The sequence below is a fragment of the Microbacterium sp. HD4P20 genome, from assembly GCF_019449275.2.
Lineage (GTDB): Bacteria > Actinomycetota > Actinomycetes > Actinomycetales > Microbacteriaceae > Microbacterium.
On sequence record NZ_JAHZQZ020000012.1, the window covers coordinates 561,863 to 587,052 of the forward strand.

A 25,190-nucleotide genomic window follows, 5' to 3' on the forward strand; every position below is an offset into this window, starting at 1 on the left:
GAGATGAGCGTTAACGATATATCGTTGAGTATCGCCAAGGTATCGCTCATCGATACGAGGAGGTCATCATGAACGGTTTCGACTTCGGAGGAGCGTTCGGCGCCCGGCCGTCCGGTCAGGGCTCCAGCCCTGCAGGCGGAGGGATCTGGGACGCCGTGGATCAATTGCGCGAGGCATTCGAGCAGCGCTTCACCCCGCCCAGGATGGCGCGTGGAGACGTGCGCGCGGCGGTTCTATCGCTGCTCGCCGAGAAGCCCATGCACGGGTATCAGATCATCCACGAGATCGAGGAGCGCAGTGGCGGAAGCTGGAAGCCGAGCCCCGGCTCGGTGTATCCGACGCTCCAGCTGCTCGCCGACGAGGGTCTCATCAGTGCGACGGAGTCTGCCGGTAGGAAGACGTACTCGCTGACCGACGCGGGACGCGAGGCCGTCGACGCCAGCGAAGAGCGCTCCGCGCCGTGGGAGTCGCCGGGCGCACGAGAGGCCGCTCGTGCGACCGCGCTGCCCAAGGCCGGCGCGAAGCTGGCGCAGGCGGCCGCGCAGGTGGCCAGCAGCGGTTCACCCGAACAGGTGCAGCAGGCGGTCGACGTGCTCGACGAGGCCCGTCGTAAGCTCTTCTCGATCCTCGCGCAGGACTGACCGAGGGCTGAGCCAGCGCCGGCGCCGAGCGTCGGGATCAGGGAGATTCGATGGCCGACGCCGCAGCTTCGCGCGCCCGCTACCGCCGCATCCTTCGTTTCGCTGCCCGGTACATCGCGCAGGCGTGGTGGTTCGAGCTCTTCCTGCCCCGGATCGGGCTGGCGCGATTCGCGGCACGCGGCCGAGCGGCGCGCCTTCAGACGATCGCGCGAAATTTCCACGGCCTCGCCGTCTCGCTCGGCGGGCTGATGATCAAGGTGGGACAGTTCATGTCGTCCCGGCTCGATGTGCTCCCGCCCGAGATCACGAAGGAGCTCGAGGGGCTGCAGGACGAAGTGCCTCCGGTCGATTTCGCGTCGATCCGCGTGCTCGCCGAAGCCGAGCTGGGGCTGCCGCTCGAGGTCGCTTTCGCATGGGTCGACCCGGCGCCCCTGGCTGCGGCATCCCTCGGCCAGGCGCATCGCGCCCGGCTGACCGACGCCGGCGCGGCAGACACCGGCTTCGCCGACGTCGTGGTCAAGATCCAGCGACCCGGCATCGACGAGATCGTCGCGGTCGACCTGGCGGCCCTGCGTAAAGTCGCCGGATGGCTCAGTCGGGTGCGGATAGTCGCCGACCACGTCGATCTGCCGGCGCTCATCGAGGAGTTCGCGCAGACCAGTCGCGAGGAGATCGACTACCTGCACGAGGCGGCCAACGCGGCGAGGTTCGCCGACAATTTCCGCAATGACCCGCGCGTGGGCGTTCCCGAGGTCGCGTGGGAGCGCGCGACGGGGCGAGTGCTCACGCTGTCGGATGTCTCGGCGATCAAGATCAACGATGTCGCCGGTCTGCGGGAGGCGGGTATCGACCCCGCCGAGGTTGCCTCCGAGTTCGCGAACGTGATGTTCGACCAGCTCTTTCGCGACGGCTACTTCCATGCCGACCCGCATCCGGGCAACATCTTCGTCACACCGACGCCGGAGCAGGAGCGGGCCTTCCGGCTGACGTTCGTCGATTTCGGGATGATGGGGGAGGTTCCCGACCGGCTGCGCCGGGATCTGCAGCAGCTGGTGATCGCGGTCGCCTCCCGCAACGGCAAGCAGCTGGTCGACAGCATCCGCGATGTCGGTGTCCTCCTTCCCTCCGCCGACACCGTCGAGCTGGAGCGGGCGATGACCGCGCTCTTCGCGCGTTTTGGCGGCATGGGCTTCGCGGAACTCCAGCGGGTCGACCCGAGAGAGTTCCAGGACTTCGCGACGGAGTTCGGCGACGTGATCCGGTCACTGCCGTTCCAGCTGCCCGAGAACTTCCTGCTCATCGTGCGGGCGGTCTCACTCACCTCGGGGCTGTGCAGCTCGCTCGAGCCCGAGTTCAACATGTGGGACGCCGTCGAGCCGTACGCGGACCAGCTGATCCGCGGCGAACGGGGCAATGCGGTGTCGGCCGTCGCACGAGAAGCCCTCTCGATCGCCGCGATCGCGGCCCGGCTGCCTCGCCGCCTCGACGACTTCGTCACACGCGCCGAAGAGGGCCGCCTCTCCATCGATTCGCCGCGGCTGGATCAGCGCGCGAGACGTCTCGAGCGGCTCGCGCGTCGCGCCGTCTCGGCCGTTCTGTTCGCGGGTCTCTTCATCGGCGGAGCGGTGCTCCGCCCGGAGGATCCGGTCTGGGGAGTGGCGCTCATGGTGGTGTCGGCGGTGCCCTTCCTGCACGCGGTGTTCGCCGGCTTCGGGGATCGACGGGGCTTGTAGCCCCGGGTCGCGAGTCGTCGCCTCCCACGCAGCGGCGGCAACCCCTCCCGCCCGGCCGTCCCGGCTCCCTAGACTGCGACCGGGCGTGTCTGACGACGGACGCGACCCTCCGAGCGGATCGAGACGAGGAGCGACGACATGCAACTGGGAATGGTGGGACTCGGCCGGATGGGCGCCAACATCGTGCGCCGGCTTATGCGCGATGGGCACGATTGCGTCGTTTTCGATGTGAATCCGAAAGCCGTGACCACGCTCGCCGGTGAGGGTGCCGTCGGTGCGGCCAGTCTGGCCGATATGGCCTCGAAGCTCGAGGCTCCGCGCGCCATCTGGCTCATGATCCCCGCGGGACTCACCGGCAAGGTGGTGGACGAGGTGGCTGCGCTTCTGGAACCGGGCGACATCATCATCGACGGCGGCAACTCGAACTACCGCGACGACGTCCGCCGCGCGGCCAAGCTGAAGGACACCGGAATCCGGTACGTCGATATCGGAACGAGCGGCGGCGTCTTCGGGCTCGAACGCGGCTACTGCCTCATGGTCGGGGGCCCCGAGGACGCGTTCCGGCGCATCGAGCCGATCCTCAGATCCATCGCCCCCGGAGCCGGTGAGGCACCGCGCACCCCCGGTCGCTCGGGCGATCCTGCACCCGAGGAACAGGGGTATCTTCACTGCGGGTCATCGGGTGCGGGTCACTTCGTGAAGATGGTGCACAACGGTATCGAGTACGGCATCATGGCCTCACTCGCCGAGGGTTTCAACATCCTGGAGCACGCTGACGCCGGCATCGAGCAGGCCGAGCACTCGGCTGAGATCGCGCCGCTGGAGGAGCCGGAGTTCTACCAGTTCACGATAGACAGCTCGAAGGTGGCGGAGCTGTGGCGTCGCGGCTCGGTGATCTCCTCGTGGCTGCTCGATCTGACCGCGGCGGCTCTGCACGAGAATCCGACGCTGGACGGCCTCGCGGGTCGCGTCTCGGACTCGGGTGAGGGCCGGTGGACGGTCAAGGCGGCGGTCGACATCGGCGTTCCCGCGCCGGTCCTCGCGGCGTCTCTCTTCGAGCGGTTCGCGTCCCGCGGTGAGGACCAGTTCGCGAACCAGGTCCTGTCGGCGATGCGTCTGCAGTTCGGAGGACATCAGGAGCTGCCCGCCGGTGACGTGCTCGAGGCCGGTGGCGAGAAGGCGGAGTCGTCGTCGCACGGCCAATCCGAGACGACCGACGAAGCCTGATCGCGAGGGCTACCGGCTAACGTGTGGCTTCAGGGGATCGGAGGCCATGCGTGATCGCAGCGATGCTGGTGCGGGTGATCGATGGGCTGGTCCAGCTCGGACTCATCGTGCTCGGCGGAATGCTCGTCTGGTTCGATGACGATGGCACGATCATCGGCTTGCTGGCTTGGTGGTGTGTGCTCGGCAGCGCGTACTGGGTCGCGTGCGTCTTCGTCGTCGGCGTGGGTGTGCGTCGCGGTCCCGAGAGGGCGCCGCGGTGGCTGCGAACGGTCGAGCTGCATCCTGCCGTGGCGATTCTCACCACTCTCGCCACCTTCATCGCGAGCTTCGTGGGAGTCGTTGCCGTCAGCGAGATTCTGCTGCTGAGAGATGACCCGGCGTATGCCGGCTGGGTGGAGCCGGTCGCGGTGTGGGCGATGCTGCTGTCGTGGGCCCTGTTCCACTGGGGGTTCGCGCGCATCTACGACCGCCGGTACCGCCGGGAGGTGGCCGCCGAGGCGCCGCCGCCGCTGGTGTTCCCAGGAACCGACAGCCCGCGGTTGGTGGACTTCGTCTACTTCTCTTTCACGAACGCCACGGCGTTCTCGGTGTCAGACGTGCAGGTCATGACGAGCCGCATGCGGTGGACCGTCGTGTGGCACACCACGGTCAGCTTCTTCTTGAACGCCCTCATCATCGTGCTCGCCTTCAGCACGATCATCAACGGGTGACGGGTGACGGGTGACGGGTGACGGGACGAGGGGGCTCGGGTCGTGTCAGATCGGTAGGTCCTCGACATCGTCGCCCTCGATGATCGGAGGCTCGTCCTCGGGCTCGATCTCGTCGTCAGGATGGTCCGACTCGGCCGCCGTCGTCGTATCGGGTTCGGGGCCGGGCTCTTGAGGAGGCAGCGTCGCGTCTGTCATGCCAGCAGTACAGCTGCGTCCGGAGAGCGACGGTAGGGGGTTGACCCCGAGAAGCTGACTCCGTGAACCGAAACGGATGCCGCGACCCGGTGGGGTCGCGGCATCCGTTCTCGTCCGTGGCTATGCCGAGGCGGAGGCGCCCTGGCGCTTGGGCAGCACCCAGCCCGCGCGCGGGAAGTGGCACGTGTAGCCGTTGGGGTAGGTGATGAGGTAGTCCTGGTGCTCGGGCTCGGCCTCCCAGAATGGGCCGGCGGGCTCGATCGTGGTGACCGCCTTGCCCGGCCACAGTCCCGATGCGTCGACGTCGGCGATGGTGTCGCGAGCCACGCGCTCCTGCTCGGGTGAGAGCGGGAAGATCGCTGAACGGTAACTCGATCCGATGTCATTGCCCTGACGGTTCAGGGTCGACGGGTCGTGGATCTGGAAGAAGAACGCCAGGATGTCGCGGTACGACGTCTCGGTCGGGTCGAACACGATCTCGACCGCCTCGGCGTGGCCGGGGTGGTTGCGGTACGTCGCGTGGTCGTTCTCGCCGCCGGTGTAGCCCACGCGCGTGTCGAGCACGCCGGGCTGGCGTCGGATGAGGTCCTCCATGCCCCAGAAACAGCCACCGGCGAGGACGGCCGTCTCGGTGTCGGGGTTCTGGGTGATGGCTCCGGTGTCGGTGGGTCCACTCGTCATGATGCGTGCTCCTGGTCGTTCGTGGTGGGCTCGAAGAGTCCGCGGTATTCACCGTATCCCTCGGTGACGAGGTCGGTCGCGGGGATGAAGCGCAGGGCGGCGGAGTTCATGCAGTAGCGCAAGCCTCCGGCATCCCGTGGTCCGTCGTGGAAGACGTGGCCGAGGTGGCTGTCGGCTGCCGACGAGCGCACCTCGGTGCGGGGCATCAGCAGCTCCCAGTCGGTCCTCGTCGTCACGGCCTCGGAGTCGATCGGCTTGGTGAAGCTGGGCCAGCCGGTTCCGCTCTCGTACTTGTCGGTCGACGAGAACAGGGGCTGACCGGAGACGACGTCGACGTAGATTCCTGGCTCGTGGTTGTTCCAGTACGCGTTGCGGAAGGGCGGTTCGGTGCCGTCCTGCTGGGTCACGGTGTACTGCAGGTCGGTGAGGCGGCTCAGCGCCTCGGGCGTCGTGCGATAGTCGGTGCTCTTCACTGGGGTTTCCTCCTCGGGCGACGACGCTGGCTGCGGCGTCATAGGGAGAGAACGGATGCCGCTTCCCATTTGGTCCCGCGAACCTGGGAACGCGCTTTGAGTTCGGCGATCGGTGGTTCGCTAGATGTCGAGGAAGTCGCGGAGCCACATGCGCACTCCGCGCAGACAGCTCTCATCGACGCGCCCGGAGACGCCGGTGAGTCTCTCGCGAGCCAGCGTGCGCGGCTGCTCCGTCATCACCCAGGAGGGCCTGTCGAGCCCGCTCGGTCCGTCCACACGCACATGATTCGGCCAGCCCCGATCGACGCCGGTGATCGGTAAGGCGATGACGAGCGTGGTGACGGCGTCGAGGTAGCCGTCCGACGCGATGACCAGTACCGGCCTGTGGCCGCTCTGTTCGCGTCCGCGTGTCGGCTCGAGCGAGGCCCATGCGACCGCGCCCGGTCCGAGGTCCTGATCAGCCACGCGACGCGTCGGTCAACTCGGTCGCCTCCCACAGAGCGGACTCCGAGGCATGACTGATGCCCACGTTTGAAGGTGATCTGTCGATCGCCTCCTTTAGGGCGGCCAGGCGGCGTCGGCGGTCCTCGGCGTCGGCGAGTACCGCGAGGTGTGCGCCCAGTGTACGGCCGGCCCCAGACGCCTGCGCCTTCAGTCGATCACGGAGCTCATCGCTCACCTTGATCGTGGTAGTCATACCCTGAGTATACCGGCGGCCTTCCATCTCAGTAGTGGTGACTGGATGAGCGCGAGGCCGCGGTCTGTAGAGCGGAGCGAGCGAACTCCCGAAGGGTCGGCGGCACGACCCACCCGCCGTCGTCCAGACGCCCGAGCCCGAGGAGTGACAGCACCTCGATAAGCGGCTCGGCACCGTGCAGCAGCGTCGGCACGGGCGCGGGCATCACCCATCGGTCATCGTGGGGCGACATCCAGGCGTCGTCTGCGTAGGCAGGCCCCGCGCTCGCACAGACCCACTCGGACTGCACCCCGGCCTCGAGCAGGTCGTCGCGGCTCATGGCGGCGGCGACGGCCACGGCGCCCCCGCTCGCGGCAGCCTTCGCGGCATCCCGGATCGCTGCCGCGACGACGTCGTGCCATGTGGCGCCATCCAGCTGCGGGCAGTCGCACAGGCCCCCGCAGTCGGCATCGCGGTACGCACGGTCGCCGCTGTAGCCATAGCCGCCGTAGCGGTGATCGTGCCACTTCGCCTGCCGGGTGTTCTCGGTGAGGATGAGGGTCTGACCCGCGCGCTCGAGCCCTGCGCCCGCTTCGCGCAGGCTGCCGTCGGCGATCGCCATGAGGAAGAGCTGGCCTGCTCTGCGGTCGACGATCGAGAAGGAGGTGACCGAGTCGGCGAGGACTGCCCAGAGCTTGGTCGGCGACGAGGCGGCGGTCACGATGGCCCTCTTGGCAAGGAGCTTGCCCGTGCGTCGGTAGAGGAGGCGCATCTGACGTGCCGCGCGCACCAGAAGCTGCACGTGATCCTTGTGGCAGTCCAGCTCGGCGGCGCCTTCGGCGAGGAACGCAGGGCTGACTTCTCCCTTTTCGAGCAGGACGTCCCCACGGTCGGCCCGATCTATCAGCCAGTGGAAGTGCCGCGTCACGTCGGCGGCTTCGTCTGCGGTCACCACGACCGGCAGGTCGAGCGCACAGGCTTCGAGGTGTGCGCGCAGGCCGGTTTGTGCCAGGCGAGGGAGGTCGTTCACGACAGAGGCGAGGATCCCGGTCTCACGCGCCGATGCTCGCTCGGTGACGAACGACTGCTCGAGGGCGCGCTGGGCGGCTCCCAGGTCGAACACGTCGGGATCGTAGGAGCCCCACGGTCCGACGGTCTGCTGGATGCGCGTGCGCACAGCGTCGTGCCGCGGATCGCCCGGATCGTTCAGCATGGCCGTCAGGACTTCGTGTTCGTAGGGTCCTCGGGCGCAGGAGAAGGGGGATCGCCCCTCGCCGGAGACCACCCCGGCGCGCGGCTCGGACGCCATCGACATCTCATCCGCCGCGGCCACGATCTCGACCATCCAGCTGGCATCGCATGTGTGGGTGAAGAAGATCGGCGCGCTGCCGCGAAACGCGCTGCCGACGCGTGCGGTGGCCGCGTCGATGACCGTCGGGTCGCGAAAGTCGATCATCGTCCAGCGGTCGCCCCATCGTCGCCGGTCGTGCGACCAATGGGGACTTTCGAGCGTGTCCGTGAACAGGTGGTGGCGGCAGGGGAAGCCGTCGAACACCGACTGCACGACCTGCCGCAGTTCTTCGAGTGTCAGGTCGGCGTCGACGATGACTTCGCGCCAGATCCCCGGGTTGGTGCCGAGGAGGGAGAGGCGGAGCGGGATGACCTGCCGGAGGGAGGGGGAGCGCATGCGTCGACGATAGGAGTCCGTGACAGGGCGATTCCGCTGTGCGCTGCGATCTGGGGATAGCGGGGCCCGGGCAGGGCCTGGGGAGGAAGGGCGGACCGTGACAGGTCATGGCGCCGGGCGCAACCCCCTCCTCGATCTGAGATCGTGCGACGAAGGTGTCGGGGACACCCTTGGAGGAGCGAATGAAGGCGATGACGTACCGCGGACCGTACAAGCTCCGCGTCGAGAGCAAGCCCGAGCCGAAGATCGAGCACCCGAACGACGCGGTGGTGCGGGTCGAGCTCGCGGCGATCTGCGGGTCGGACCTGCACCTGTACCACGGCATGATGCCCGACACCCGGATCGGGCATACGTTCGGCCATGAGTTCATCGGCACGGTCGAGCAGGTCGGCGGCTCGGTGCAGACCCTGACCGTCGGCGACCGGGTGATGGTGCCGTTCAACATCTATTGCGGCTCGTGCTTCTTCTGCGCCCGAGGTCTCTTCTCGAACTGTCACAACGTGAACCCCAATGCGACCGCGATCGGCGGTATCTACGGGTACTCGCACTCCGCAGGCGGGTATGACGGCGGGCAGGCCGAGCTCGTGCGGGTGCCGTTCGCGGACGTGGGGCCTTCCCTCATCCCCGCCGACATCGCAGGCGAGGACGCGCTGATGCTGACCGACGCGTTCGCCACGGGATACTTCGGGGCGCAGCTCGCCGACATCGTCGAAGGTGACACGGTGGTCGTGTTCGGGGCGGGTCCGGTCGGTCTTGCGGCGGCGCGGTCGTGCTGGCTGATGGGTGCGGGGCGCGTCATCGTCGTCGATCATCTCGACTACCGCCTGCGCAAGGCCGAGGAGTTCGCGTTCGCCGAGACGGTGGCGTTCGGCCAGGTGGGCGACGTCGTGCGCGAGCTCAAGAAGATGACCGACGGACTGGGAGCGGATGCCGCGATCGACGCGGTCGGTGCAGAGGCCGACGGGCATGTGCTCCAGCACGTGAGTTCGGCGAAGTTCAAGCTGCAAGGAGGCTCGCCCGTTGCGCTGAACTGGGCGATCGACGCGGTGCGCAAGGGCGGGACCGTGTCGGTGATGGGCGCCTACGGTCCGATGTTCAGCGCCGTGAAGTTCGGTGATGCGATGAACAAGGGGCTGACCCTGCGGATGAATCAGGCGCCGGTCAAGCGGCAGTGGCCGCGCCTGCTCGAGCACATCCGTGCCGGGTACGTGAAGCCCAGCGAGTTGATCACCCACCGCTTCCCGCTCGACGAGATCGCCGAGGGCTATCACGTCTTCTCGTCGAAGCTCGACGACATCATCAAGCCGGTCATCACGCCGGCTGCCTGACGACGGCCCATGACGATTCCGAAGGAGAAGGCCATGCCGTACACCGCCGACAAGCCCGGGCGCACCCCGGCCGTCGATGAGCTTCGTGCCCGCATCCCGGGCTGGGGCGCCGACCTCAACCCCGCCGATCGACCAGCGTTCCCGCGCGAACAGCCTGGCTTGGTGACCGGTGCGCACTGGCAGATGCCTGAACAGCAGCATTGGCAGGGTCGCGCACGCGAGAAGTCCGTCGAGCATGAGCGCCTCACGCCGGTCTTCGGGACGGCGCAGCCGCTTCACGGCCTCGCGGGGCACGTGCGACGATTCGCGTACGACAGATACAGCGAGGGACAGGCGGCGCATTGGCTGCTGCTGATCGTGGGTGACCGCGTCGACTCGGTGACCGCGCACGCCAGGTCGCTCTTCTCGCGGCACCCGGACGACCCGATCACCCAGTCCGGCATGCTCGGCGAGCGCGGCCGTCGTCCGTTCGCGTCGCGCTTCCGCCGCGGGCGGGTGGATCTCAAGCACACGTGGCTCGACCCGATCGTGGTCGTCGGTCCCTGGGTGCTGACCGCCGTGGTCGTGTTCAAGGTGGGCCGCTCGATAGTGCGGCCCTCGTCTCGGCGAGGCTGACGGCGCATCGCGGCGCTGTCAGCGACGAGAATCGGGGCATGACGACGCGGCTCCTGCTGATCTCCGACACGCACATCCCCGGGCGCGCGAGGTGCCTCCCCGACGCGGTTCTGCACCAGGCGGATGCCGCGGACCTCGTCATCCACGCCGGCGACTGGGTCTCAGCATCCGTCCTCGACGAGCTCGAACAGCACGCGCCGGTGCTGGGTGTCTACGGCAACAACGACGGCGCAGACCTTCGCGCGCGGCTGCCCGAGATCGCTCGGCGCACGATCGATGGCGTGCCGTTCGCGGTGGTCCACGAGACGGGCCCTTCCGACCGTCGGGAGATGAGGATGGATGCCGCGTTCCCCGGCATCGACGTGCTCGTGTTCGGCCACAGCCACATCCCGTGGGACACGACGACGCCCCAGGGCATGCGCCTGCTCAACCCGGGCTCGCCCACCGACCGCCGCAGGCAGCCCGTGCACACGATGATGACCGCTGAGGTCGCCGACAATAGGATCCAGAACGTACGCCTGATCGCGCTCTGAGGCGGGCTTGCTCGGTGCCCCCCACGCACCCATAGCCCGGAGCTCGACGACCCGAGGAGCCCGATGCCCCGCACCATCGTGATCACCGGAGCGAGCGACGGCATCGGTGCGGCGTCCGCGCGCCAGCTGCACGAAGCGGGGGAGCGCGTGGTGGTCGTGGGGCGGAGTCCGGCGAAGACGGATGCTGTGGCCCGTGCCCTGGGCGCGGATTCGTTCACCGCCGACTTCAGCGACCTCGCCCAGGTTCGGGCCCTCGCCGCAGCCTTGCTCGACCGGTACGAGCGGATCGACGTGCTGGCGAACAACGCCGGCGGGATCTTCGCCGATCGCCAGATGACCGTCGACGGCTTCGAGACGACGTTCCAGGTGAACCATCTCGCCCCGTTCCTGCTGACCACTCTGCTGCTTGAGCGCCTGCTCGCGAGCGGCGCGTCGGTGATCCAGACATCGAGTGAGGCGGCTCGCAGGTTCGCGCGCTTCGACATCGACGATCTGCAGGGCGAGCGGCGCTACTCCGCCGGCGCGGCGTACGGCAACGGCAAGCTCGCCAACGTGCTGTTCACGAAAGAGCTGCATCGGCGATACGTGGACGGCGGACTCCATGCCGTGGCGTTTCACCCGGGCGTGATCGCGAGCGGCTTCGCCGGGGCAACCCACGGCGCGATGCGCTGGTTCTACACCAGCAGGCTCACCAAACCGTTCCTCGCCTCGAACGAGGTCGGCGGGTCGCGGCTGACGTGGCTCGCCCTCGGCAAGCCGGGCGTGGACTGGCAGCCGGGAGTCTTCTACGCGAACAATCGAGTGGCACGAACGAATCGCCTCGCCGACGACCCCGCGCTGGCGAAGATGCTGTGGGACCGCAGCGCCGAGATGGTCGGCGGATGAGACGACACCCGGGCGGGCTGACGCCCGGTCGGGCGCATTCGTAGGGTGAACGGTCCGCTGCTGGGCGCGATGACGGGCGCGCACCGCGGAGTGCTCATGGTGCCCCAGGGTCCCGCCCACTCGCCTCGGTCGCGCAGAAGTGTGTGGGCCGTGAGATCAGGGTGCGAATCGACCGGGTCTTCGGTCTGGACGACGTGCCGGCCGCGTTGTCCTGGCACGGTGGGGGCAGGGCGCTGGGCAAGGTCGTCGTCGCAGTACGCCCGGAGTGATCCCGGCTGCGCCGCGTCGCGAGGGTCGCACGTGCGGTGCGCATACGCTGACGCAACATCGCACCGCGTGGACTGAACCCAGGCCGGCTGCACCCGACGCCGGCCAGAAGGGCCCGCCATGACCGACAACATCACGACAAGCCGCCGCCGCGGCATCCGCCTCCTCGCCGCCGCGCTGGTGGCCGGCGTCATCACGATCCTCACGCTCGCACCACCGTCGATCGCAGCTCCCGCTCGCGGGGCCTTCATGCGGCTCGTCGCGGAGTTCGCCGAACCCGTCGTCCAGGGGATCTCGTGGGGCAACCCCGACCGGGTACTCAACATGATCCTGTTCGTGCCGCTCGGCGCCACCATCGCCCTGCTGCTGAGCCGCCGCGTGTGGCCGATCGCGATCCTCGCCGGTTTCGCGCTCTCTGCGACGGTCGAGTACGCGCAAGCCTCGATTCCCGGCCGCGTGCCGGACGGCGCCGACGTGCTGTGGAACACCGTCGGCGGGGGGATCGGGGTGCTCCTGGTCACCGGCCCGCGGCTGATCGCCGCGGCCGTGGCGCGCACGCGCCACCGCCGCACGGGCACACGAGCCGAGACGCGGGTCAGCGCGGGAGTGTGACGCGCGCCTGAAGCCCTCCCTCGGGAAGAGCCGTGAGGTCGAGCGATCCGCCATGGGCCCGCGTGATGGAAGCGACGATGGCAAGGCCCAAGCCCGCACCTTCGCGGCCGTCGCCGCTGCGGGTGCGCCCGGCGGCGCGGACGAAAGGCTCGGTCAGTGTCGCCAGCACGCTCCGGTCGAGCACCGCCCCGCTGTTCGCGACCACGAGCGCGGCGGGCGAGGCCGAGACCGAGACGCGCACCCACCCGCCGTCGCTGTTCTGGCCGGCGCTGTTCTGACTAACACTGTTGTGCACGACCGCGTTGTGCACGAGGTTCGCGGTCAATTGTCTGAGTAGCGCGCGGTTGCCGGTCACGACAGTGGGTGCCAGCGCCGTGTCGATACGGATGCCGCGGGCCTCGGCATCCGCTCGCTCGTCGTCGACACACCCGCCCACGACGTCGGCGAGATCCACCGAGTCGGTCTCCAGCGCCGAGCCCCTGCCGGCCCGGGCGAGCAGGAGCAGGGCCTCGGTCATCGCGATCGCGCGGTCGTTGGTCGTGCCGATGCGCTGCAGCACGACATCGACGTCGCGGCCCTCGGGGTCGGCCTGGGCGACCTCCACCAAGGTCCGGATGATCGAGTGAGGGGTTCGCAGTTCGTGCGAGGCATTGGCGGCGAAACGCCGTTCTTCGTCGATGGTGTGCTGCACTCGGTCGAGCATCGCGTCGAACGTGTCGGCGAGCTCGGTGAGCTCGTTGCGAGGCCCGGGGAGGTCGACCCGCTGCGCCAGCTGGCCGTCGCGAGCGCGGCGGGCGACATCGGTGATGCGGTCCAGGGGTCGCAGCATCACACCGGCGAGCAGCCACCCGCCAACGAGGCCGAAGACCACGAGCCCGCCGACCGCCCACCACGTGTAGCGCACGAACACCTCGAGCAGATTGGTGCGGTTGGGAGCCCACCCGCCGCCCACGACGTACACCGCGCCCTCGGGGACGAACCGGGTCAGCAGCAGGAAGCTGACGGCGAAGAGCACGATGCCGGCGGCGACGAGGAAGGCCGCGTAGCTCAGTGCCAGCTTGATCCGCACCGAGAGGCCCGGCGGCCGCCCGGACCCTTCGCCGGTCACGTGCTCATCCGATACCCGACGCCCGGGACCGTCTCGATCACCCACGGTTCGCCGAGGCGCTTGCGCAGCGTCGAGATCGTGATGCGCACGGCGTTGGTGAACGGGTCGGCGTTCTCGTCCCACGCGCGCTCCAGCAGGTCCTCGGCGCTCACGACCCCGCCGCCGGCGGTCATGAGCACATCGAGCACCGCGAACTGCTTGCGGGTCAGGGCGACGTACCGGCCGTCGCGGAACACCTCGCGGCGGAACCGGTCCAGCTGTACGCCCGCGAACTCGACCACCGGAGGCGTCCCAGCCGCGGGGCGCCTGCCCAGGGCGCGCAGGCGCAGCACGAGCTCGCGCAGCGCGAACGGCTTGGTCAGGTAGTCGTCGGCGCCGCTCTCGAATCCGCTCGCCTTGTCGTCGAGGCGGTCGGCGGCGGTCAGCATCAGCACCCGCGGGCTCTCCGCTTCCCCAGCGAGGTGGCGGGCGATCGCATCGCCGTTCGGCCCGGGAATGTCGCGATCGAGCACGACGACGTCGTAGCTGTTGATCGACAGCTGCTCGAGCGCCATGTCGCCGTCGCCTGCGATATCGGCCGCGATCGCCTCGAGTCGCAATCCGTCGCGGATCGCTTCGGCGAGGTACAGCTCGTCCTCGACGATCAGCACGCGCATGCGCCCAGCCTAGGCGGCGGGGCATATCGCGGAGGTATGTGTTTTCGCGTACGGTGCGGCAACGCGCGCACGCGTGGGATGAGAAGCATGCCGCATCCCGTCCTCGACTCGCCCGCCCCCGTCCTGCCGACCCGGCCGAAGCCGTCCGGGGCGCGCCGCCTCACCCTCGCCGCACTCGGCGTGTGCGTCGTCACGCTTCTCGCAGCCCTGGCCACCGTGCTCGCGCAGGTCAATGCCGCTTCGGCGGCTACCGCGTCGGCGCTCAGCGCGGAAGCGGGTCACATCCCGGAGGGAACGGTCGTCACGCTGGCCGACGACCACGTCGCGGCGATCGCGCGACTGGACCCGGCGCTTCTCGCCGCGATGCGACAGGCGCAGGCGGATGCCACGGCCGAGGGCGTCCCGTCGTTCCAGGTGACGAGCGGCTGGCGCAGCGAGGCATACCAGCGGTGGCTGCTCGAGGATGCCGTCGAGCGCTATGGCGACGAAGCGATCGCCGGCCAGTTCGTCGCCACACCCGACAAGTCCCAGCACGTCACCGGCGAGGCGGTCGACATCGTCCCTCTCGACGCCCAGTTGTGGCTGATGGAGCACGGCGCCCGCTACGGCATCTGCCAGACCTACGCGAACGAGCGCTGGCATTTCGCGCTCGCCACGCAGCCGGGCGGGGTGTGCCCCGCCATGAAGCCGGATGCCACGAGCTGACCGCCGCCGTGGTGGTCTGGCCGGCGCTCGTCAAGGGGTACCCGGAATTCACCTCGGGGCTCTAGTGTCGCTGGCGTGACGGAGCGAAGACAAGCGCAGCCCGTCCGCCCGGGCTTCCGGGCCGACATCCAGGGCTTGCGCGCGGTCGCGGTCGGGGCGGTGCTGCTGTACCACGCCGGTGTGCCGTTCGTGCCGGGCGGCTACGTCGGGGTCGACGTGTTCTTCGTCATCTCGGGCTTCCTGATCACGTCGCACCTGCTCGACCAGCTGCAGCGGCACGGCAAGCTGCGGTTCGGCGAGTTCTATGCGCGCCGGGCCCGTCGCATCCTTCCCGCGTCGTTCGTGGTGCTGATCCTGTCGGTGGTCGCGGCGCTCATCTGGTACCCGCCGCTGCTGATGCGCGACGTGTGGGCCGGGGCAGTGGCCACCGCGCTGTACGTGCCGAACTACTTCTTCGCAGCGGCGGACGCCGACTACCTCGCCGAGGTGTCGACGCCTTCGCTGTTCCAGCACTACTGGTCGTTGGGCATCGAGGAGCAGTTCTACCTGCTGTGGCCGGCGCTGCTCGCCCTGACCTGGGCGCTGGTCCGCACCCGGCGCGCCCTCACCGGCGTCCTGGTCGTCGTCGTCGTGACCTCGTTCGCACTGTGCGTGTGGCTGACGGTCCAGTCGCAGCCATGGGCATTCTTCTCACTGCCGACCCGCGCGTGGGAACTCGGCGTCGGCGGCATCGTGGCGGTGCTCCTGCAGCATCGGGCACGCGCCGTGCCCGCGCGCTTCGCGCCGGCGCTCGGGTGGGCGGGGATCGCTGCGGTTGCGGCATCCGTTGTCTTCTTCTCGGGTGAGACGCTCTTTCCCGGTGCCGCCGCGACACTTCCGGTGCTGGGCACGGCCGCCGTCATCGTCGCCGGCGAGACGGCCGGCGGGCCCACGCGCATGCTGTCGACGCGCGCGATGGTGTTCGTGGGGGCGATCTCGTACTCGCTGTACCTCGTGCACTGGCCGGCCCTCGTGCTGCCCGAGGCATCGATGGCGGGGCGTCTGCCCCTGTGGGCAACGCTCCTGATCGCGGCGGCGTGCGTGCCTGCGGCGTGGCTGCTGTATCGGTACGTAGAGGACCCGGTGCGCAAGGCCCCCGTGCTCACTCGGGCTCGCGCTCGGCTGACGCTCGTCGGCGCAGCGGCGGGGTCGGTGGCCTGCCTGGGGATCGCGACCGGTGCGTACGCCCTCGCGGACGCGCGCCCGCTCAACGTCGAACGGGCGGTATCCGAGACGGTCATCGTCGATTCGCCGCGCGGCACCGCCTATGTGCCCGAGAACCTCGCGCCCGAACTGCGCGAAGCGCGCGAAAGCCTTCCCGAGATCTATGACGACGGCTGCAACCGGGGGACGGGGGTGACCAACGCCGAGGGCTGCGTCTACGGCGACCCGGAGGCGCCGCGCATCGTGCTCTTCGGCGACTCGCACGCGGCACACTGGTTCCCCGCCGTCGAGGGCTTCGCGGCAGACGCCGGGTATGCGGTCGAGGTGCACACCAAGAGCTCGTGCCCGGCTGCCGACATCGAGACGCTGCGCCAGGGCAGTCCGTACCCGCAGTGTCCGCAGTGGCGCGACGCGGTGATCGATCGCATCAACGAGTCACAGCCGGTGCTGGTGCTGCTCGCGACCTTCTCGGACGCGGAGCTGGCCCCAGACGTGAAGGACGAGCCGGCCATGTGGGATGCCGCGTGGGGGCGCACGCTCGATGCGCTCGAGTCGCCGGCGGTCGTGCTCGCCGACACGCCGGACATGCTCGAGGACCCGGCGCCGTGCCTGTCGGCGAACCTCTCGTCAGCCGAAGCGTGCGGCCAGCCACGAGACCGGGCGTTGGACGGGCCCGCGCGCGAGGCTCAGATCTCGGCGACGGCGAGCCGTGGCATCCCGCTCATCGACTTGAACGAGTACCTGTGTGACGACGACTGGTGCCCGCCGATCATCGGCAGCACGCTGGTGTACCGCGACTCGCACCATATGACTGCCGAGATGAGCGCCGAGCTGGCGGACGTGCTGGGGGAGGCCGTTGCGCCCTTGCTCCCCGTGCGGGTGCGGAGTGACGGTGGATACCGCTGAGACCCCTGGCGGGCGGTCCCAGAGTGAGGCGGTGGCCGAGGCATCCGCTGCGCTCGCCGAAGCGATCGTGTCGAACGACGCGGATCGCATCGGAGCGCTGCTCGGCGAGGAATGGCGCTTGATCGACGCTGACGGCCCGACCACTCGCGCCCGCTTCCTCGAGGTCGTGCGAAGCGGTGAGCTCACGCACTCGATGATGCGACCGTCCGCCGACATCGAGGTCCGCGTGTACGGCCGGACCGCTGTCGTTCTCGCGCGCGTGGTGAACACCGCCCACTTCGGCGGGCGCACCTTCGAAGCGGACGAGTGGACGACCGACGTCTTTGCGCTTCGCGACGCGCGGTGGGTGTGCGTGCACACGCACATCACCGCCGCTCGCGCCGGTTCCTGACACGGAGACAGCGGCCCCACCGAAGTCACGGAAGGTGACGCAGGACCGTTCTGCGTAGCGCGAGTCGTGTCCACCGCACCGGCGGAAAGTCCCGCGGGAAGTGCACCAGCACCGTTCGCAGCCCCCGCGCCGTGCGACGCGCGAACGCGCGTCCGCTGCCGAAGGGACGCATCGACATCCCCATGGCCGTTCCGCGGAGGTACGCGATCCGTCCGCGCTCGCCGAGGTGGAACGACAGATCCATGTCGTCGTGCAGACTCGCGTCTCGTCTGTGCACGGACCGACTGATGCGCCGCCACACATCCCGGCGCAGCCCCATGTTGGAGCCGAACAAGGGCAGGTGGCCGAGCGTCGGCGCCATGACGGCGGCGTAGGCGCCGAGGTAGAAGGTGGCCAGCGGACCGCGCAGCGGGCGGGGTCCGTCGATGAACCGCGCGCGTCCGGTGAAGGCCACCACGTCGGGTCGCGCTCGGAATCCGTCGGTCATCGCCTCGACCCATCCCTCGTCCGGCACGCAGTCCGCGTCGAGGCGCAGGATGATCTCTCCCGTGGCGGCGTCATACCCTGCTGCGCTCGCGGCGGGGATGCCCGGGATCTCGCATCGGACCACACGCGCGCCGAACCCCCTCGCCACGGCGGCCGAGGCATCTGTCGATCCGTTGTCGACCACGATGACCTCGTCGGCTGGCCGTGACTGCCTGGCGAGTGCTCGCAGGCAGCGGGCGAGCTCGCGGTCGTCGTCTTTCACGGGGATGACGACCGACACGTCGAGGAGGTCCGGCACGCGATCAGTTCATCGCAAGCGATCGACCGCGCCCAGACCCTTGACTGCGGTGCCTGCTTCACGAAGGTGGATGCCGACTGGCGGGGACGCGGCGACGGTGATCAGGCCGATCCGCTCCACGGGGCTGGAACGATGACCCAGACGACGGTCGCAGCATTCCCGCCCTCGACATGCCACGTGTGCGGTTCTCGCCCGGGAAATGTCAGCGCGTCACCGGCACTGAGCGTGAGTGAGCGGTCGGTGAACCTCACCGTCACCACGCCGGCGAGGACGTGCAACACCTCGAGGTCGCAGTTGATCGTGTACAGATCCGAGCCGCCGTGGGCATCGGGCTCGAGCTCGGATCGCAGAAGCTGTACGCGATCTTCGCTTCGGGGCGACATCAGCCGCTCATCCGCGTGCACGCCGCCGAGGTTGATACGGGGCGCCTGAGCATACGACACGCGTTGAATGTCCGGCTCTGCGAACAGCGCTCCGACCGGCAGCGAGAGCACTTGGCACAGTTGCACGAGCGTCGCGACGCTGGGCGAGGTCTCATCACGCTCGACACGGCTGAGGAACCCCTTCGACAGCCCGGTGGTCTCGGCGAGCTGGCCGAGCGAAAGCCCTTGGCTGGTGCGCGCGGCCCGTAGCTTCGCGCCGATCGGTGTCGCGTTCGCGTCTGCTTCGGGATGGATGGCGCGCATCGCGACCTCTCGACTCGGACCTACTTGACGCGGTGGTGCTTCGGAGCGTAGCTTCTCGACAAGGTTGCTTCCAGAGTATCAAAGGTTGTCAAATATGCAACACCCCGAAGATCGTGCCGCGGCCGAGAACCCGGTTCCGCCCGAAGCCGCGGAGCTCCACGGTCCGGTCGGACCTGTCGATGCGAGCGTCGTCCCGCGGTTCGCGGGCATCGCGACCTTCGCCCGTCTCCCGAGACTCGACGAGGTTGAGCGGGCGGATGTCGCGATCGCCGGGGTGCCGTTCGACAGCGGCGTCAGTTACAGGCCCGGAGCACGCTTCGGCCCGGCGCACGTGCGCGAGGCGTCCCGTTTGCTGCGGCCCTACAACCCCGCGCAGGACGTCTTCCCCTTCGGCACCCAACAGGTCGCAGACGCCGGGGATATCGTGGCCAATCCGTTCGACATCGCCACGGCGGTCTCCGAAATCGAAGCGGGCGCACGGCAACTCCGCGACCGAGCCGACCGGCTCGTCGTGATCGGTGGTGACCACACCATCGCGCTGCCGCTGCTTCGCGCGGTACACGCGGAGCACGGACCTGTCGCGGTGCTGCACTTCGACGCCCACCTCGACACGTGGGACACCTACTTCGGCGCGCCGACCACTCACGGCACGCCTTTCCGCCGCGCGTCGGAGGAGGGACTCATCGACCTCACAGCGAGCATGCACGTCGGCATCCGCGGCCCGCTCTACGCCAAGAGCGACCTCGAAGACGACGCGCGGCTGGGCTTCGCGATCGTCACGAGCGAGTTCATCGAAGAGCACGGGATACCTGCGGCGATCGCGCGCATCCGCGCCCGCGTCGGCGACAGGCCGCTGTACGTCTCGATCGACATCGACGTGCTCGATCCCGCGCATGCCCCAGGCACCGGAACCCCCGAGGCCGGCGGTCTCACGAGTCGTGAACTGCTCCGGATGCTGCGGTCCCTGGTGGATCTGCGCATCGTCGGAGCCGACGTGGTCGAGGTGTCGCCCGCGTACGACCACGCCCAGCTCACCGCGGTGGCGGCCAGCCATGTCGTGTACGAGCTGCTGAGCGCGATGGCGCCGCGGTCGGAGGCATCCGTTCCGACGTCGAAGGAGAAACCATGACAACACCAGAGCCGGCCGCCGTCGAGGCTGCGGCATCCGCGATCGTCGACGCGTTCGCCGCTACCGACGCCGAGCGCTACTTCGCGGCGTTCGCGCCCGACGCGACGTTCGTGTTTCACCCCGAACCGCGTCGCCTCGAGGATCGCGCCGAATACGAGCGCGTGTGGGCGGAGTGGGTCGCGAGCGGCTGGCGGGTGACGTCGTGCCGGTCGAGCGATGCGCGCGTGCAGGTGTTCGACGGCGGCGCGGTCTTCACGCACACCGTCGACACGTCCGTCGAGACCGCGGACGGCGCCGAGTCGTACCGCGAGCGCGAAACCATCGTGTTCGCGACAGACCGGGACCGCCTGGTCGCCATCCACGAGCACCTCTCACCCTTCGCCGGCTGACCAACTCAGTCGCTCGTCGAATGTCCCATCCGGTGGCCGTTCGGCTACCCGAACAACCGAATCCCCGAACCTCGAAGGAGCCCGAAGATGTCGCTCTACACTCGCCTCGAACACCGGCTCGAGGCCCAATCCGATGACGCCGGCCCCGTCCGCGGCACGTACTCGACCGGCCGCCTCTTCATGATCTGGCTCGCAGCCAACCTGGTCGTCACCACGCTTCTGACCGGAACGCTGTTCATTCCCGACGTGCCGTACGGTCTGGTGCTGCTGTTGATCGTGGGGGGCACCGTCGCCGGTGCTGCCGTGCTCGTCGCCGTCGGCACGATCGGACGGCGCACGGGTCTGCCGACGATGGCGCTGACGCGAGGACCGTTCGGCACGCGCGGGAGCCTGCTGCCCGTCGCGGCGAACGTGATCATCCTCATGGGGTGGAGTTGGGTGCAGGCGATGCTCGCCGGCATCGCGCTGGACTACATCGTGATGACCTTCACGGGGTTCTCTAGCCCGGTGATCTTCGCGGTGCTGTGCCAGACGATCGTGGTGATCCTCGCGATCTTCGGTCACGCCGGCGTCGCACGGGTCGAGCCTTGGTTCGCCGTGGTGATTCTCGCGATCGCCGCGTACATCTTCGTCATGGCGTTCATGTCGTTCGGCCCCGCCGAGTTCGGAGCGATCGAAGCGCCGACCGAGCCGTTCTATTCGCCGGGGCTGGTGTTCGATGTGGTCCTCGCGACCGCCATCTCGTGGACGGTGCTCGCCGCCGACTTCAATCGCTTCGCGGGCAGCACGCGGGCGAGCATCGTCGGCTCGGGCGTCGGTTACACGCTGTCGACAGTGACGTCGATGTCGCTCGGTGCGACCGCGATGGCGTACGTGATCCTGAGCGGCGGCGAGGCCATTCCGTTCGACCCGGTGACCATCATCGCGCCGTTCGGCTGGGTGTTCGGCGTCGCGATCTTCCTGTCGGTGATGGCGACCAACACGATGGTGGTCTACGGCATGGTCACGACCGTGGTCAACGCCGTGCCCGGGGCGCGCCTGAAGTTCCTCCCGACGGCGCTCGTGCTGGGCGTCATCTCGATCATCGGGTCGACGTTCTTCGGTCTGCTTGCGCAGTTCACGACGTTCCTGGTGACGATCGGCGCGCTGTTCGCCCCGATCTTCGCGATCATGATCGTCGACTACTACGTGATCAAGCGCAGCACGTACGACCGTGACATCCTGCGGCCGACCGGTGGCCGCTACTGGTACACCGGCGGCATCAACTGGCTCGCGATCGGTGCGTGGGTGATCGGCGCGGTACTCGCGTACGTGTGGGCGTACGTGTGGCCGCTGCCGTTCGGGTCGACCGCGCCCGCGTTCATCGTGACATTCGTGGTGTACCTGCTGGTGTCGTGGCCTTCGCGTTCGAAGGGCCGGATCACCCGTGTAGGCAACTTGTCAGACGAGACTGATGCCTCGGCCACCGCGAAGGCATGATCAGAGGATGCTGCGCGATCTGAGCCACCCCGTCCGCGACGGCATGATGGTCTACCCGGGCGACCCCGGGGTGTCCATCGGCCCGGCGCTCACGCTGGCGTCCGACGGGGTCGCGGTGGCGCGGCTCGACATGGGCTCGCACACCGGCACCCACGTCGACGCGCCGGCGCACACCGTGCCGGGCGGTCGCACATTGGCCGACGTGTCACTGGACGAACTGGTGGGCGACGCGATCGTGCTGCGCGTGCCGGGCGCGGCCGAGGGTCAGCCATACGGGTGGGACGACCTCGTGGTCGAGGGTGGAATACCGGCGTCGCTGCCGCCGATCGTGATCATCGACACTCGCTGGGCCCAGTGGTTCGGCGACGGGCGTGCCCTGCGGCACCCTTCGCTGGATGCGGCGGCGGCGCGAGAGCTGATGCGGCGAGGGATGCGGGTGCTCGGCGTGGATACGCTGAGCCCTGACCCGACGGGTGCCTCGGACGGAGCGTTCCCCGTGCACGAGGTGGTGCTGGGCGGCGATGGCCTGATCGTCGAGAACGTGCGCGGATTGGAGGACCTGCCGTCGCGCGTGCGGGTGGGGTTCTTCCCGCTGCGGCTCGACGGGGATGGGGCGCCGGTGCGAGGAGTGGCGTTCCTCGACGCCCACGCCTCAGCCTGACAGCACCGACGGCGTCGCGGACCGCGACGCCGAGCGGGGAGCAGACAGACACGACTGACGCCGGTGTCAACCGGGTGACCGCGGCGTCTGATCTCCATACCCTGAGGGGATGGCGGTCAAGGAACTGTGGTTGGTGCGGCACGGAGAGAGCGTCGGCAACGTCGCCGCGACGAGAGCCGAGATCGAAGGACTCGAGGTCATTCCTCTCGACGCGCGCGATGCCGACGTTCCGCTCTCCGACACCGGCCGCGAGCAGTCGGCGGCGCTCGGCGAGTGGCTGTCAGACCGGCGGGCGACGATCGACGCGTACTGGGCGTCACCGTATCTGCGTGCGCGCGAGACGTTGACGCTCGCCCTCGATGCTTCCGGCGGCGAGACGACGGTGCTCGTGGACGAGCGTCTGCGCGACCGCGAGCTCGGCATCCTGGATCTGCTCACACGGGCGGGTGTCGCACGCCGTCATCCCGACGAGATGGCGCGACGCAAGCACCTCGGCAAGTTCTATCACCGGCCGCCCGGCGGAGAATCGTGGGCCGATGTGGCACTGCGGCTGCGGTCCTTCCTGCGTGACGCGCTCGGCGGCCCGGGCGAGAGCGTGATGATGGTCGCCCACGACGCGGTGGTGATGCTGCTGCTGTACGTGCTCCTGCCGCTTCGCGAAGAGGAGCTGCTGGCGTTCGCTGGGGACCACACCGTGCTCAACGCATCGGTCACTCACCTCGTGCGAGGGGACGCCGGCTGGGAGCTCGTCGAGTTCTCCGGCGTGGCACACCTCCAGCGCGAAGGCGCCGACGTCACCGCTCACCCGGGGAGTCCCGATGTCGAGCCGGCCTGAGCGCGTCACCGAGTCGCTGCTGCGCGGCTGGGGTCTGCCCGATCCCGGCGACTCCAAGAAGTCGCGCGGAGATCTCGTCGTGGTCGGCGGCTCGCGCGCGTCGCCCGGCGCAGTTCTGCTGGCCGGCGAAGCCGCGCTCCGCGTCGGCGCCGGACGAGTGGCGCTCGCCGTGCCGCAGTCGATCGATGCCCACGTCGGTATCGCGTTGCCCGAGGCAGGGATCGTCGCCCTCCCCGATGACGCCGACGACCCGCTCGAGGGCGAGCTGGCCGAGCGGATCGCATCGGCGGATGCCGTGCTCCTGGGCCCTGGATTCTCCGATGCCGCCGAGACTCGCGCCACGCTGCTCGCCGTGGCCGCGGTGGGTCCCCAGCTCCTCGTCCTCGATGCGTTCGCCCTCGGAATCCTCGGCGACGTCGATCGCAGCGCTCTTCCGGGGTCGCTCGTGCTGAATCCGAACAAGGAGGAGGCCGGCATCCTGCTGGGGCGCGACCTCGACGACGATGAGAGCGACGTGCGCGAGATCGCGCGCCGTTTCGATGCGGTGGTGAACTGCTACGGGATGGTCGCCGGTCCGGGCGAGCACACATGGCGCGTCGACGAGGGCGACGCCGGCCTGGCGACGTCCGGAAGCGGAGATGTGCTCGCCGGCGCGATCGCCGGGTTCGCCGCTCGCGGAGTCGAGCCGGCTCAGGCGGCGGTATGGGGTGCGTGGGCGCACGGGCGCGCGGGACGGCTGCTGGGCGCGCGCCTCGGCCTGGGATTCCTTGCGCGAGAGTTGGCGCGGGAGCTGCCACTCGCCGTGCGCGACGTCGGGGTCTGACGACGACGGATGCCGGGGCCGGTGCCGGTGTCGGTCGGCTCAGGCTTGCTCGCCGCTGGGTGCGATGGCGGTAGCGCACCGGTGCGACGTGCTCGTCTTCGATCGGAAATGCCGGCAGGGGCGGACGCGTTGGTCACTCGTATGCGATCGATCGTCTACTCACGCGCCGGCAGCTCTTCCGTTCTCTCCCTCGCGGAGCGTGAGCCCGCGCATCCCGGTCCGGGGGAGGTGCGCGTGAGGGTCGCCGTCTCCGGCGTCAACCCGACGGACTGGAAGGCACGTGCAGGAAGCGGCACCGCCCTGGCGTTCGATGAGATCGTGCCGAACCAGGACGGCGCAGGCGTCGTGGATGCCGTCGGCGAGGGCGTCAGCGACCTCGCGGTCGGCGACCGCGTATGGCTGTACCTCGCCCAGCATCAGAGGCCGACGGGAACCGCGCAGGAGTACACGGTGGTTCCTGCCGAGCGAGCCGTGAAGCTGCCCGAGGGGATCCCCTTCGACGTCGCCGCGAGTCTGGGCGTGCCGGCGATGACGGCTCACCGGGCGCTCACGGTGCACGAGTTCGGGCCCGGGCGGCTGTCACGCGGGTCGCTGGACGGACGCGTCGTGCTGGTCGCAGGGGGAGCGGGCGCCGTGGGGCACGCCGCGATCCAGCTCGCGGTCTGGGCCGGCGCGACCGTCGTCGCGACGATCTCGAGCGACGAGAAGGCAGCGCTCGCACGAGCCGCGGGCGCGCACCACATCGTGAACTACCGCGATGCCGATGCCGCAGACCAGATCGCCGCGCTCGCGCCCGGCGGCGTGGACCACATCGTCGAGGTGTCGATCGCGAAGAACGCCGCACTCGACGGGCAGGTCGTCGCCAATCACGGCTCGATCGCCTACTACGCAACCGAGGGTGGCGAGGTGGCCGCCATTCCGGTGTTGCCCACGTTCGCGAAGAACGTGCGGATCCAGGGCCTGCTGCTCTACACGGTCGGAGACGCGGCCTTGTCAGCCGCCGCCGAGGACATCACCGCTGCTCTGCGCGACGGTGCGCTTCCGGTCGGCGAGCAGGCCGGGCTCCCGCTGTCGTGGTTCCCGCTGGAGCAGACGGGGGCGGCCCACGACGCAGTCCAGAACGGGGCCGTCGGCAAGGTGCTCATCGATGTCTCGGGCGACAACCGCTGAGA

Annotated in this window: 29 protein-coding genes and 1 pseudogene; 20 read left to right on the top strand and 10 right to left on the bottom strand. The window is 69.2% G+C overall.

Annotated features, from left to right (window positions below; all coding sequences use genetic code 11):
- Nucleotides 1-68: 68 nt before the first annotated feature.
- The 4 genes from K0817_RS07665 to K0817_RS07680 all read left to right on the top strand — a co-directional run bounded on the left by K0817_RS07665 (nt 69) and on the right by K0817_RS07680 (nt 4,311).
- Nucleotides 69-641, top strand: a complete 573-nt coding sequence (locus K0817_RS07665) for a PadR family transcriptional regulator (RefSeq protein WP_219980767.1) — start codon at nt 69-71, stop codon at nt 639-641.
- Nucleotides 642-691: 50 nt separating this feature from the next.
- The gene (locus K0817_RS07670; protein ID WP_219980768.1) at nt 692-2,374 is read left to right on the top strand and encodes an AarF/ABC1/UbiB kinase family protein; all 1,683 of its coding nucleotides are present in this window, start codon (nt 692-694) and stop codon (nt 2,372-2,374) included.
- Between the two features lie 138 nt (nt 2,375-2,512).
- Nucleotides 2,513-3,601, top strand: coding sequence for a phosphogluconate dehydrogenase (NAD(+)-dependent, decarboxylating) (gnd, locus tag K0817_RS07675; protein WP_219980769.1), 1,089 nt, complete (start codon nt 2,513-2,515; stop codon nt 3,599-3,601).
- Nucleotides 3,602-3,651: 50 nt separating this feature from the next.
- Nucleotides 3,652-4,311, top strand: a complete 660-nt coding sequence (locus K0817_RS07680; protein ID WP_219980770.1) for a DUF1345 domain-containing protein — start codon at nt 3,652-3,654, stop codon at nt 4,309-4,311.
- Between the two features lie 45 nt (nt 4,312-4,356).
- Here the strand turns inward: K0817_RS07680 and K0817_RS07685 are convergent, their stop codons facing one another.
- The 6 genes from K0817_RS07685 to K0817_RS07710 form a co-directional block, all read right to left on the bottom strand.
- The gene (locus tag K0817_RS07685) at nt 4,357-4,506 is read right to left on the bottom strand and encodes a hypothetical protein (protein WP_219980771.1); all 150 of its coding nucleotides are present in this window, start codon (nt 4,504-4,506) and stop codon (nt 4,357-4,359) included.
- 120 nt (nt 4,507-4,626) lie between these two features.
- Nucleotides 4,627-5,187 carry a peptide-methionine (S)-S-oxide reductase MsrA gene (gene msrA / locus K0817_RS07690; RefSeq protein ID WP_219980772.1) on the bottom strand — a complete coding sequence of 187 codons (561 nt, stop codon included), beginning with the start codon at nt 5,185-5,187 and terminating at the stop codon, nt 4,627-4,629.
- Nucleotides 5,184-5,702, bottom strand: a complete 519-nt coding sequence (msrB, locus tag K0817_RS07695; RefSeq protein WP_219980773.1) for a peptide-methionine (R)-S-oxide reductase MsrB — start codon at nt 5,700-5,702, stop codon at nt 5,184-5,186. The genes msrA and msrB overlap by 4 nt, the downstream gene beginning before the upstream one ends.
- A 78-nt stretch (nt 5,703-5,780) precedes the next feature.
- The gene (locus K0817_RS07700) at nt 5,781-6,125 is read right to left on the bottom strand and encodes a type II toxin-antitoxin system PemK/MazF family toxin (RefSeq protein ID WP_219980774.1); all 345 of its coding nucleotides are present in this window, start codon (nt 6,123-6,125) and stop codon (nt 5,781-5,783) included.
- Nucleotides 6,118-6,357, bottom strand: a complete 240-nt coding sequence (locus K0817_RS07705) for a hypothetical protein (RefSeq protein ID WP_219980775.1) — start codon at nt 6,355-6,357, stop codon at nt 6,118-6,120. The genes K0817_RS07700 and K0817_RS07705 overlap by 8 nt, the downstream gene beginning before the upstream one ends.
- A gap of 28 nt (nt 6,358-6,385) precedes the next feature.
- Complete coding sequence (locus K0817_RS07710; RefSeq protein ID WP_219980776.1) at nt 6,386-8,023, bottom strand: plasmid pRiA4b ORF-3 family protein; 1,638 nt, start codon at nt 8,021-8,023, stop codon at nt 6,386-6,388.
- A 182-nt stretch (nt 8,024-8,205) separates the two neighbouring features.
- On the opposite strand from K0817_RS07710, the gene K0817_RS07715 reads away from it, so the two are divergent.
- The 6 genes and pseudogenes from K0817_RS07715 (at nt 8,206) to K0817_RS07735 (ending at nt 12,263) form a co-directional block, all read left to right on the top strand.
- A complete protein-coding gene (locus K0817_RS07715; protein WP_219980777.1) occupies nt 8,206-9,351 on the top strand; it encodes a zinc-dependent alcohol dehydrogenase in 1,146 nt (381 codons plus the stop codon).
- Between the two features lie 33 nt (nt 9,352-9,384).
- Nucleotides 9,385-9,966: a hypothetical protein gene (locus K0817_RS07720; RefSeq protein WP_219980939.1), complete on the top strand. Its 582-nt coding sequence runs from the start codon at nt 9,385-9,387 to the stop codon at nt 9,964-9,966.
- Nucleotides 9,967-10,004: 38 nt separating this feature from the next.
- Entirely contained in the window at nt 10,005-10,499 is a 495-nt protein-coding gene (locus K0817_RS07725) for a metallophosphoesterase (RefSeq protein WP_219980778.1), read from the top strand.
- A 63-nt stretch (nt 10,500-10,562) separates the two neighbouring features.
- Nucleotides 10,563-11,384 carry an SDR family NAD(P)-dependent oxidoreductase gene (locus K0817_RS07730; RefSeq protein WP_219980779.1) on the top strand — a complete coding sequence of 274 codons (822 nt, stop codon included), beginning with the start codon at nt 10,563-10,565 and terminating at the stop codon, nt 11,382-11,384.
- 122 nt (nt 11,385-11,506) lie between these two features.
- Nucleotides 11,507-11,653: pseudogene (locus tag K0817_RS18785) on the top strand (hypothetical protein); the annotation flags it as partial.
- A 118-nt stretch (nt 11,654-11,771) separates the two neighbouring features.
- The gene (locus K0817_RS07735; RefSeq protein WP_219980781.1) at nt 11,772-12,263 is read left to right on the top strand and encodes a VanZ family protein; all 492 of its coding nucleotides are present in this window, start codon (nt 11,772-11,774) and stop codon (nt 12,261-12,263) included.
- Here K0817_RS07735 and K0817_RS07740 read toward each other — a convergent pair.
- Both K0817_RS07740 and K0817_RS07745 read right to left on the bottom strand, forming a co-directional pair.
- Nucleotides 12,247-13,371 carry a HAMP domain-containing sensor histidine kinase gene (locus K0817_RS07740; RefSeq protein WP_219980782.1) on the bottom strand — a complete coding sequence of 375 codons (1,125 nt, stop codon included), beginning with the start codon at nt 13,369-13,371 and terminating at the stop codon, nt 12,247-12,249. The two genes, K0817_RS07735 and K0817_RS07740, sit on opposite strands and share 17 nt — an antisense overlap.
- On the bottom strand, nt 13,368-14,027 hold the full coding sequence (locus K0817_RS07745; RefSeq protein ID WP_219980783.1) for a response regulator transcription factor: 660 nt from the start codon (nt 14,025-14,027) through the stop codon (nt 13,368-13,370). Before K0817_RS07745 ends, K0817_RS07740 begins: the two co-directional genes overlap by 4 nt.
- A gap of 87 nt (nt 14,028-14,114) precedes the next feature.
- Between K0817_RS07745 and K0817_RS07750 the strand changes: the two genes are divergently transcribed.
- From K0817_RS07750 to K0817_RS07760, 3 genes are all read left to right on the top strand, one after another.
- Nucleotides 14,115-14,732 carry a M15 family metallopeptidase gene (locus tag K0817_RS07750; RefSeq protein ID WP_219980784.1) on the top strand — a complete coding sequence of 206 codons (618 nt, stop codon included), beginning with the start codon at nt 14,115-14,117 and terminating at the stop codon, nt 14,730-14,732.
- A gap of 75 nt (nt 14,733-14,807) precedes the next feature.
- Complete coding sequence (locus K0817_RS18695; protein ID WP_219980785.1) at nt 14,808-16,841, top strand: acyltransferase family protein; 2,034 nt, start codon at nt 14,808-14,810, stop codon at nt 16,839-16,841.
- 31 nt (nt 16,842-16,872) lie between these two features.
- A complete protein-coding gene (locus K0817_RS07760; RefSeq protein WP_219980786.1) occupies nt 16,873-17,232 on the top strand; it encodes a nuclear transport factor 2 family protein in 360 nt (119 codons plus the stop codon).
- 25 nt (nt 17,233-17,257) lie between these two features.
- Here K0817_RS07760 and K0817_RS07765 read toward each other — a convergent pair whose 3' ends face one another.
- Together K0817_RS07765 and K0817_RS07770 are read right to left on the bottom strand one after the other, a co-directional pair.
- On the bottom strand, nt 17,258-18,016 hold the full coding sequence (locus K0817_RS07765; protein WP_219980787.1) for a glycosyltransferase family 2 protein: 759 nt from the start codon (nt 18,014-18,016) through the stop codon (nt 17,258-17,260).
- Between the two features lie 101 nt (nt 18,017-18,117).
- A complete protein-coding gene (locus tag K0817_RS07770; protein ID WP_219980788.1) occupies nt 18,118-18,702 on the bottom strand; it encodes a helix-turn-helix domain-containing protein in 585 nt (194 codons plus the stop codon).
- 94 nt (nt 18,703-18,796) lie between these two features.
- Between K0817_RS07770 and speB the strand changes: the two genes are divergently transcribed.
- The 7 genes from speB to K0817_RS07805 all read left to right on the top strand — a co-directional run bounded on the left by speB (nt 18,797) and on the right by K0817_RS07805 (nt 25,188).
- Entirely contained in the window at nt 18,797-19,831 is a 1,035-nt protein-coding gene (speB, locus tag K0817_RS07775) for an agmatinase (RefSeq protein WP_253735241.1), read from the top strand.
- Nucleotides 19,828-20,220: a nuclear transport factor 2 family protein gene (locus tag K0817_RS07780; RefSeq protein WP_219980789.1), complete on the top strand. Its 393-nt coding sequence runs from the start codon at nt 19,828-19,830 to the stop codon at nt 20,218-20,220. Before speB ends, K0817_RS07780 begins: the two co-directional genes overlap by 4 nt.
- An 87-nt stretch (nt 20,221-20,307) precedes the next feature.
- Nucleotides 20,308-21,699 (top strand): cytosine permease, encoded by a 1,392-nt coding sequence (locus K0817_RS07785; protein WP_219980790.1) that lies wholly within the window; start codon nt 20,308-20,310, stop codon nt 21,697-21,699.
- Between the two features lie 7 nt (nt 21,700-21,706).
- Nucleotides 21,707-22,360: a cyclase family protein gene (locus K0817_RS07790; protein WP_219980791.1), complete on the top strand. Its 654-nt coding sequence runs from the start codon at nt 21,707-21,709 to the stop codon at nt 22,358-22,360.
- Nucleotides 22,361-22,469: 109 nt separating this feature from the next.
- The gene (locus K0817_RS07795; protein WP_219980792.1) at nt 22,470-23,195 is read left to right on the top strand and encodes a histidine phosphatase family protein; all 726 of its coding nucleotides are present in this window, start codon (nt 22,470-22,472) and stop codon (nt 23,193-23,195) included.
- Nucleotides 23,179-24,018, top strand: coding sequence for an ADP/ATP-dependent (S)-NAD(P)H-hydrate dehydratase (locus K0817_RS07800; RefSeq protein ID WP_219980793.1), 840 nt, complete (start codon nt 23,179-23,181; stop codon nt 24,016-24,018). Before K0817_RS07795 ends, K0817_RS07800 begins: the two co-directional genes overlap by 17 nt.
- 141 nt (nt 24,019-24,159) lie before the next feature.
- A complete protein-coding gene (locus tag K0817_RS07805; protein ID WP_219980794.1) occupies nt 24,160-25,188 on the top strand; it encodes an NADPH:quinone reductase in 1,029 nt (342 codons plus the stop codon).
- Nucleotides 25,189-25,190: the final 2 nt, after the last annotated feature.

Excerpts from the sequence above, each read along its gene's own strand:
- msrB (WP_219980773.1), bottom strand. The coding sequence starts at position 5,702 with ATGACGCCGCAGCCAGCGTCGTCGCCCGAGGAGGAAACCCCAGTGAAG.
- K0817_RS07790 (WP_219980791.1), top strand. The coding sequence starts at position 21,707 with ATGCTGCGCGATCTGAGCCACCCCGTCCGCGACGGCATGATGGTCTAC.
- K0817_RS07715 (WP_219980777.1), top strand. The coding sequence starts at position 8,206 with ATGAAGGCGATGACGTACCGCGGACCGTACAAGCTCCGCGTCGAGAGC.
- K0817_RS07670 (WP_219980768.1), top strand. The coding sequence starts at position 692 with ATGGCCGACGCCGCAGCTTCGCGCGCCCGCTACCGCCGCATCCTTCGT.
- msrA (WP_219980772.1), bottom strand. The coding sequence starts at position 5,187 with ATGACGAGTGGACCCACCGACACCGGAGCCATCACCCAGAACCCCGAC.
- K0817_RS07730 (WP_219980779.1), top strand. The coding sequence starts at position 10,563 with ATGCCCCGCACCATCGTGATCACCGGAGCGAGCGACGGCATCGGTGCG.
- K0817_RS07750 (WP_219980784.1), top strand. The coding sequence starts at position 14,115 with ATGCCGCATCCCGTCCTCGACTCGCCCGCCCCCGTCCTGCCGACCCGG.
- K0817_RS07710 (WP_219980776.1), bottom strand. The coding sequence starts at position 8,023 with ATGCGCTCCCCCTCCCTCCGGCAGGTCATCCCGCTCCGCCTCTCCCTC.
- K0817_RS07665 (WP_219980767.1), top strand. The coding sequence starts at position 69 with ATGAACGGTTTCGACTTCGGAGGAGCGTTCGGCGCCCGGCCGTCCGGT.
- K0817_RS07770 (WP_219980788.1), bottom strand. The coding sequence starts at position 18,702 with ATGCGCGCCATCCATCCCGAAGCAGACGCGAACGCGACACCGATCGGC.
- K0817_RS07805 (WP_219980794.1), top strand. The coding sequence starts at position 24,160 with ATGCGATCGATCGTCTACTCACGCGCCGGCAGCTCTTCCGTTCTCTCC.
- K0817_RS07745 (WP_219980783.1), bottom strand. The coding sequence starts at position 14,027 with ATGCGCGTGCTGATCGTCGAGGACGAGCTGTACCTCGCCGAAGCGATC.
- speB (WP_253735241.1), top strand. The coding sequence starts at position 18,797 with ATGCAACACCCCGAAGATCGTGCCGCGGCCGAGAACCCGGTTCCGCCC.
- K0817_RS07685 (WP_219980771.1), bottom strand. The coding sequence starts at position 4,506 with ATGACAGACGCGACGCTGCCTCCTCAAGAGCCCGGCCCCGAACCCGAT.
- gnd (WP_219980769.1), top strand. The coding sequence starts at position 2,513 with ATGCAACTGGGAATGGTGGGACTCGGCCGGATGGGCGCCAACATCGTG.
- K0817_RS07705 (WP_219980775.1), bottom strand. The coding sequence starts at position 6,357 with ATGACTACCACGATCAAGGTGAGCGATGAGCTCCGTGATCGACTGAAG.
- K0817_RS07780 (WP_219980789.1), top strand. The coding sequence starts at position 19,828 with ATGACAACACCAGAGCCGGCCGCCGTCGAGGCTGCGGCATCCGCGATC.
- K0817_RS07720 (WP_219980939.1), top strand. The coding sequence starts at position 9,385 with ATGCCGTACACCGCCGACAAGCCCGGGCGCACCCCGGCCGTCGATGAG.
- K0817_RS07725 (WP_219980778.1), top strand. The coding sequence starts at position 10,005 with ATGACGACGCGGCTCCTGCTGATCTCCGACACGCACATCCCCGGGCGC.
- K0817_RS07800 (WP_219980793.1), top strand. The coding sequence starts at position 23,179 with ATGTCGAGCCGGCCTGAGCGCGTCACCGAGTCGCTGCTGCGCGGCTGG.
- K0817_RS07735 (WP_219980781.1), top strand. The coding sequence starts at position 11,772 with ATGACCGACAACATCACGACAAGCCGCCGCCGCGGCATCCGCCTCCTC.
- K0817_RS07785 (WP_219980790.1), top strand. The coding sequence starts at position 20,308 with ATGTCGCTCTACACTCGCCTCGAACACCGGCTCGAGGCCCAATCCGAT.
- K0817_RS07795 (WP_219980792.1), top strand. The coding sequence starts at position 22,470 with ATGGCGGTCAAGGAACTGTGGTTGGTGCGGCACGGAGAGAGCGTCGGC.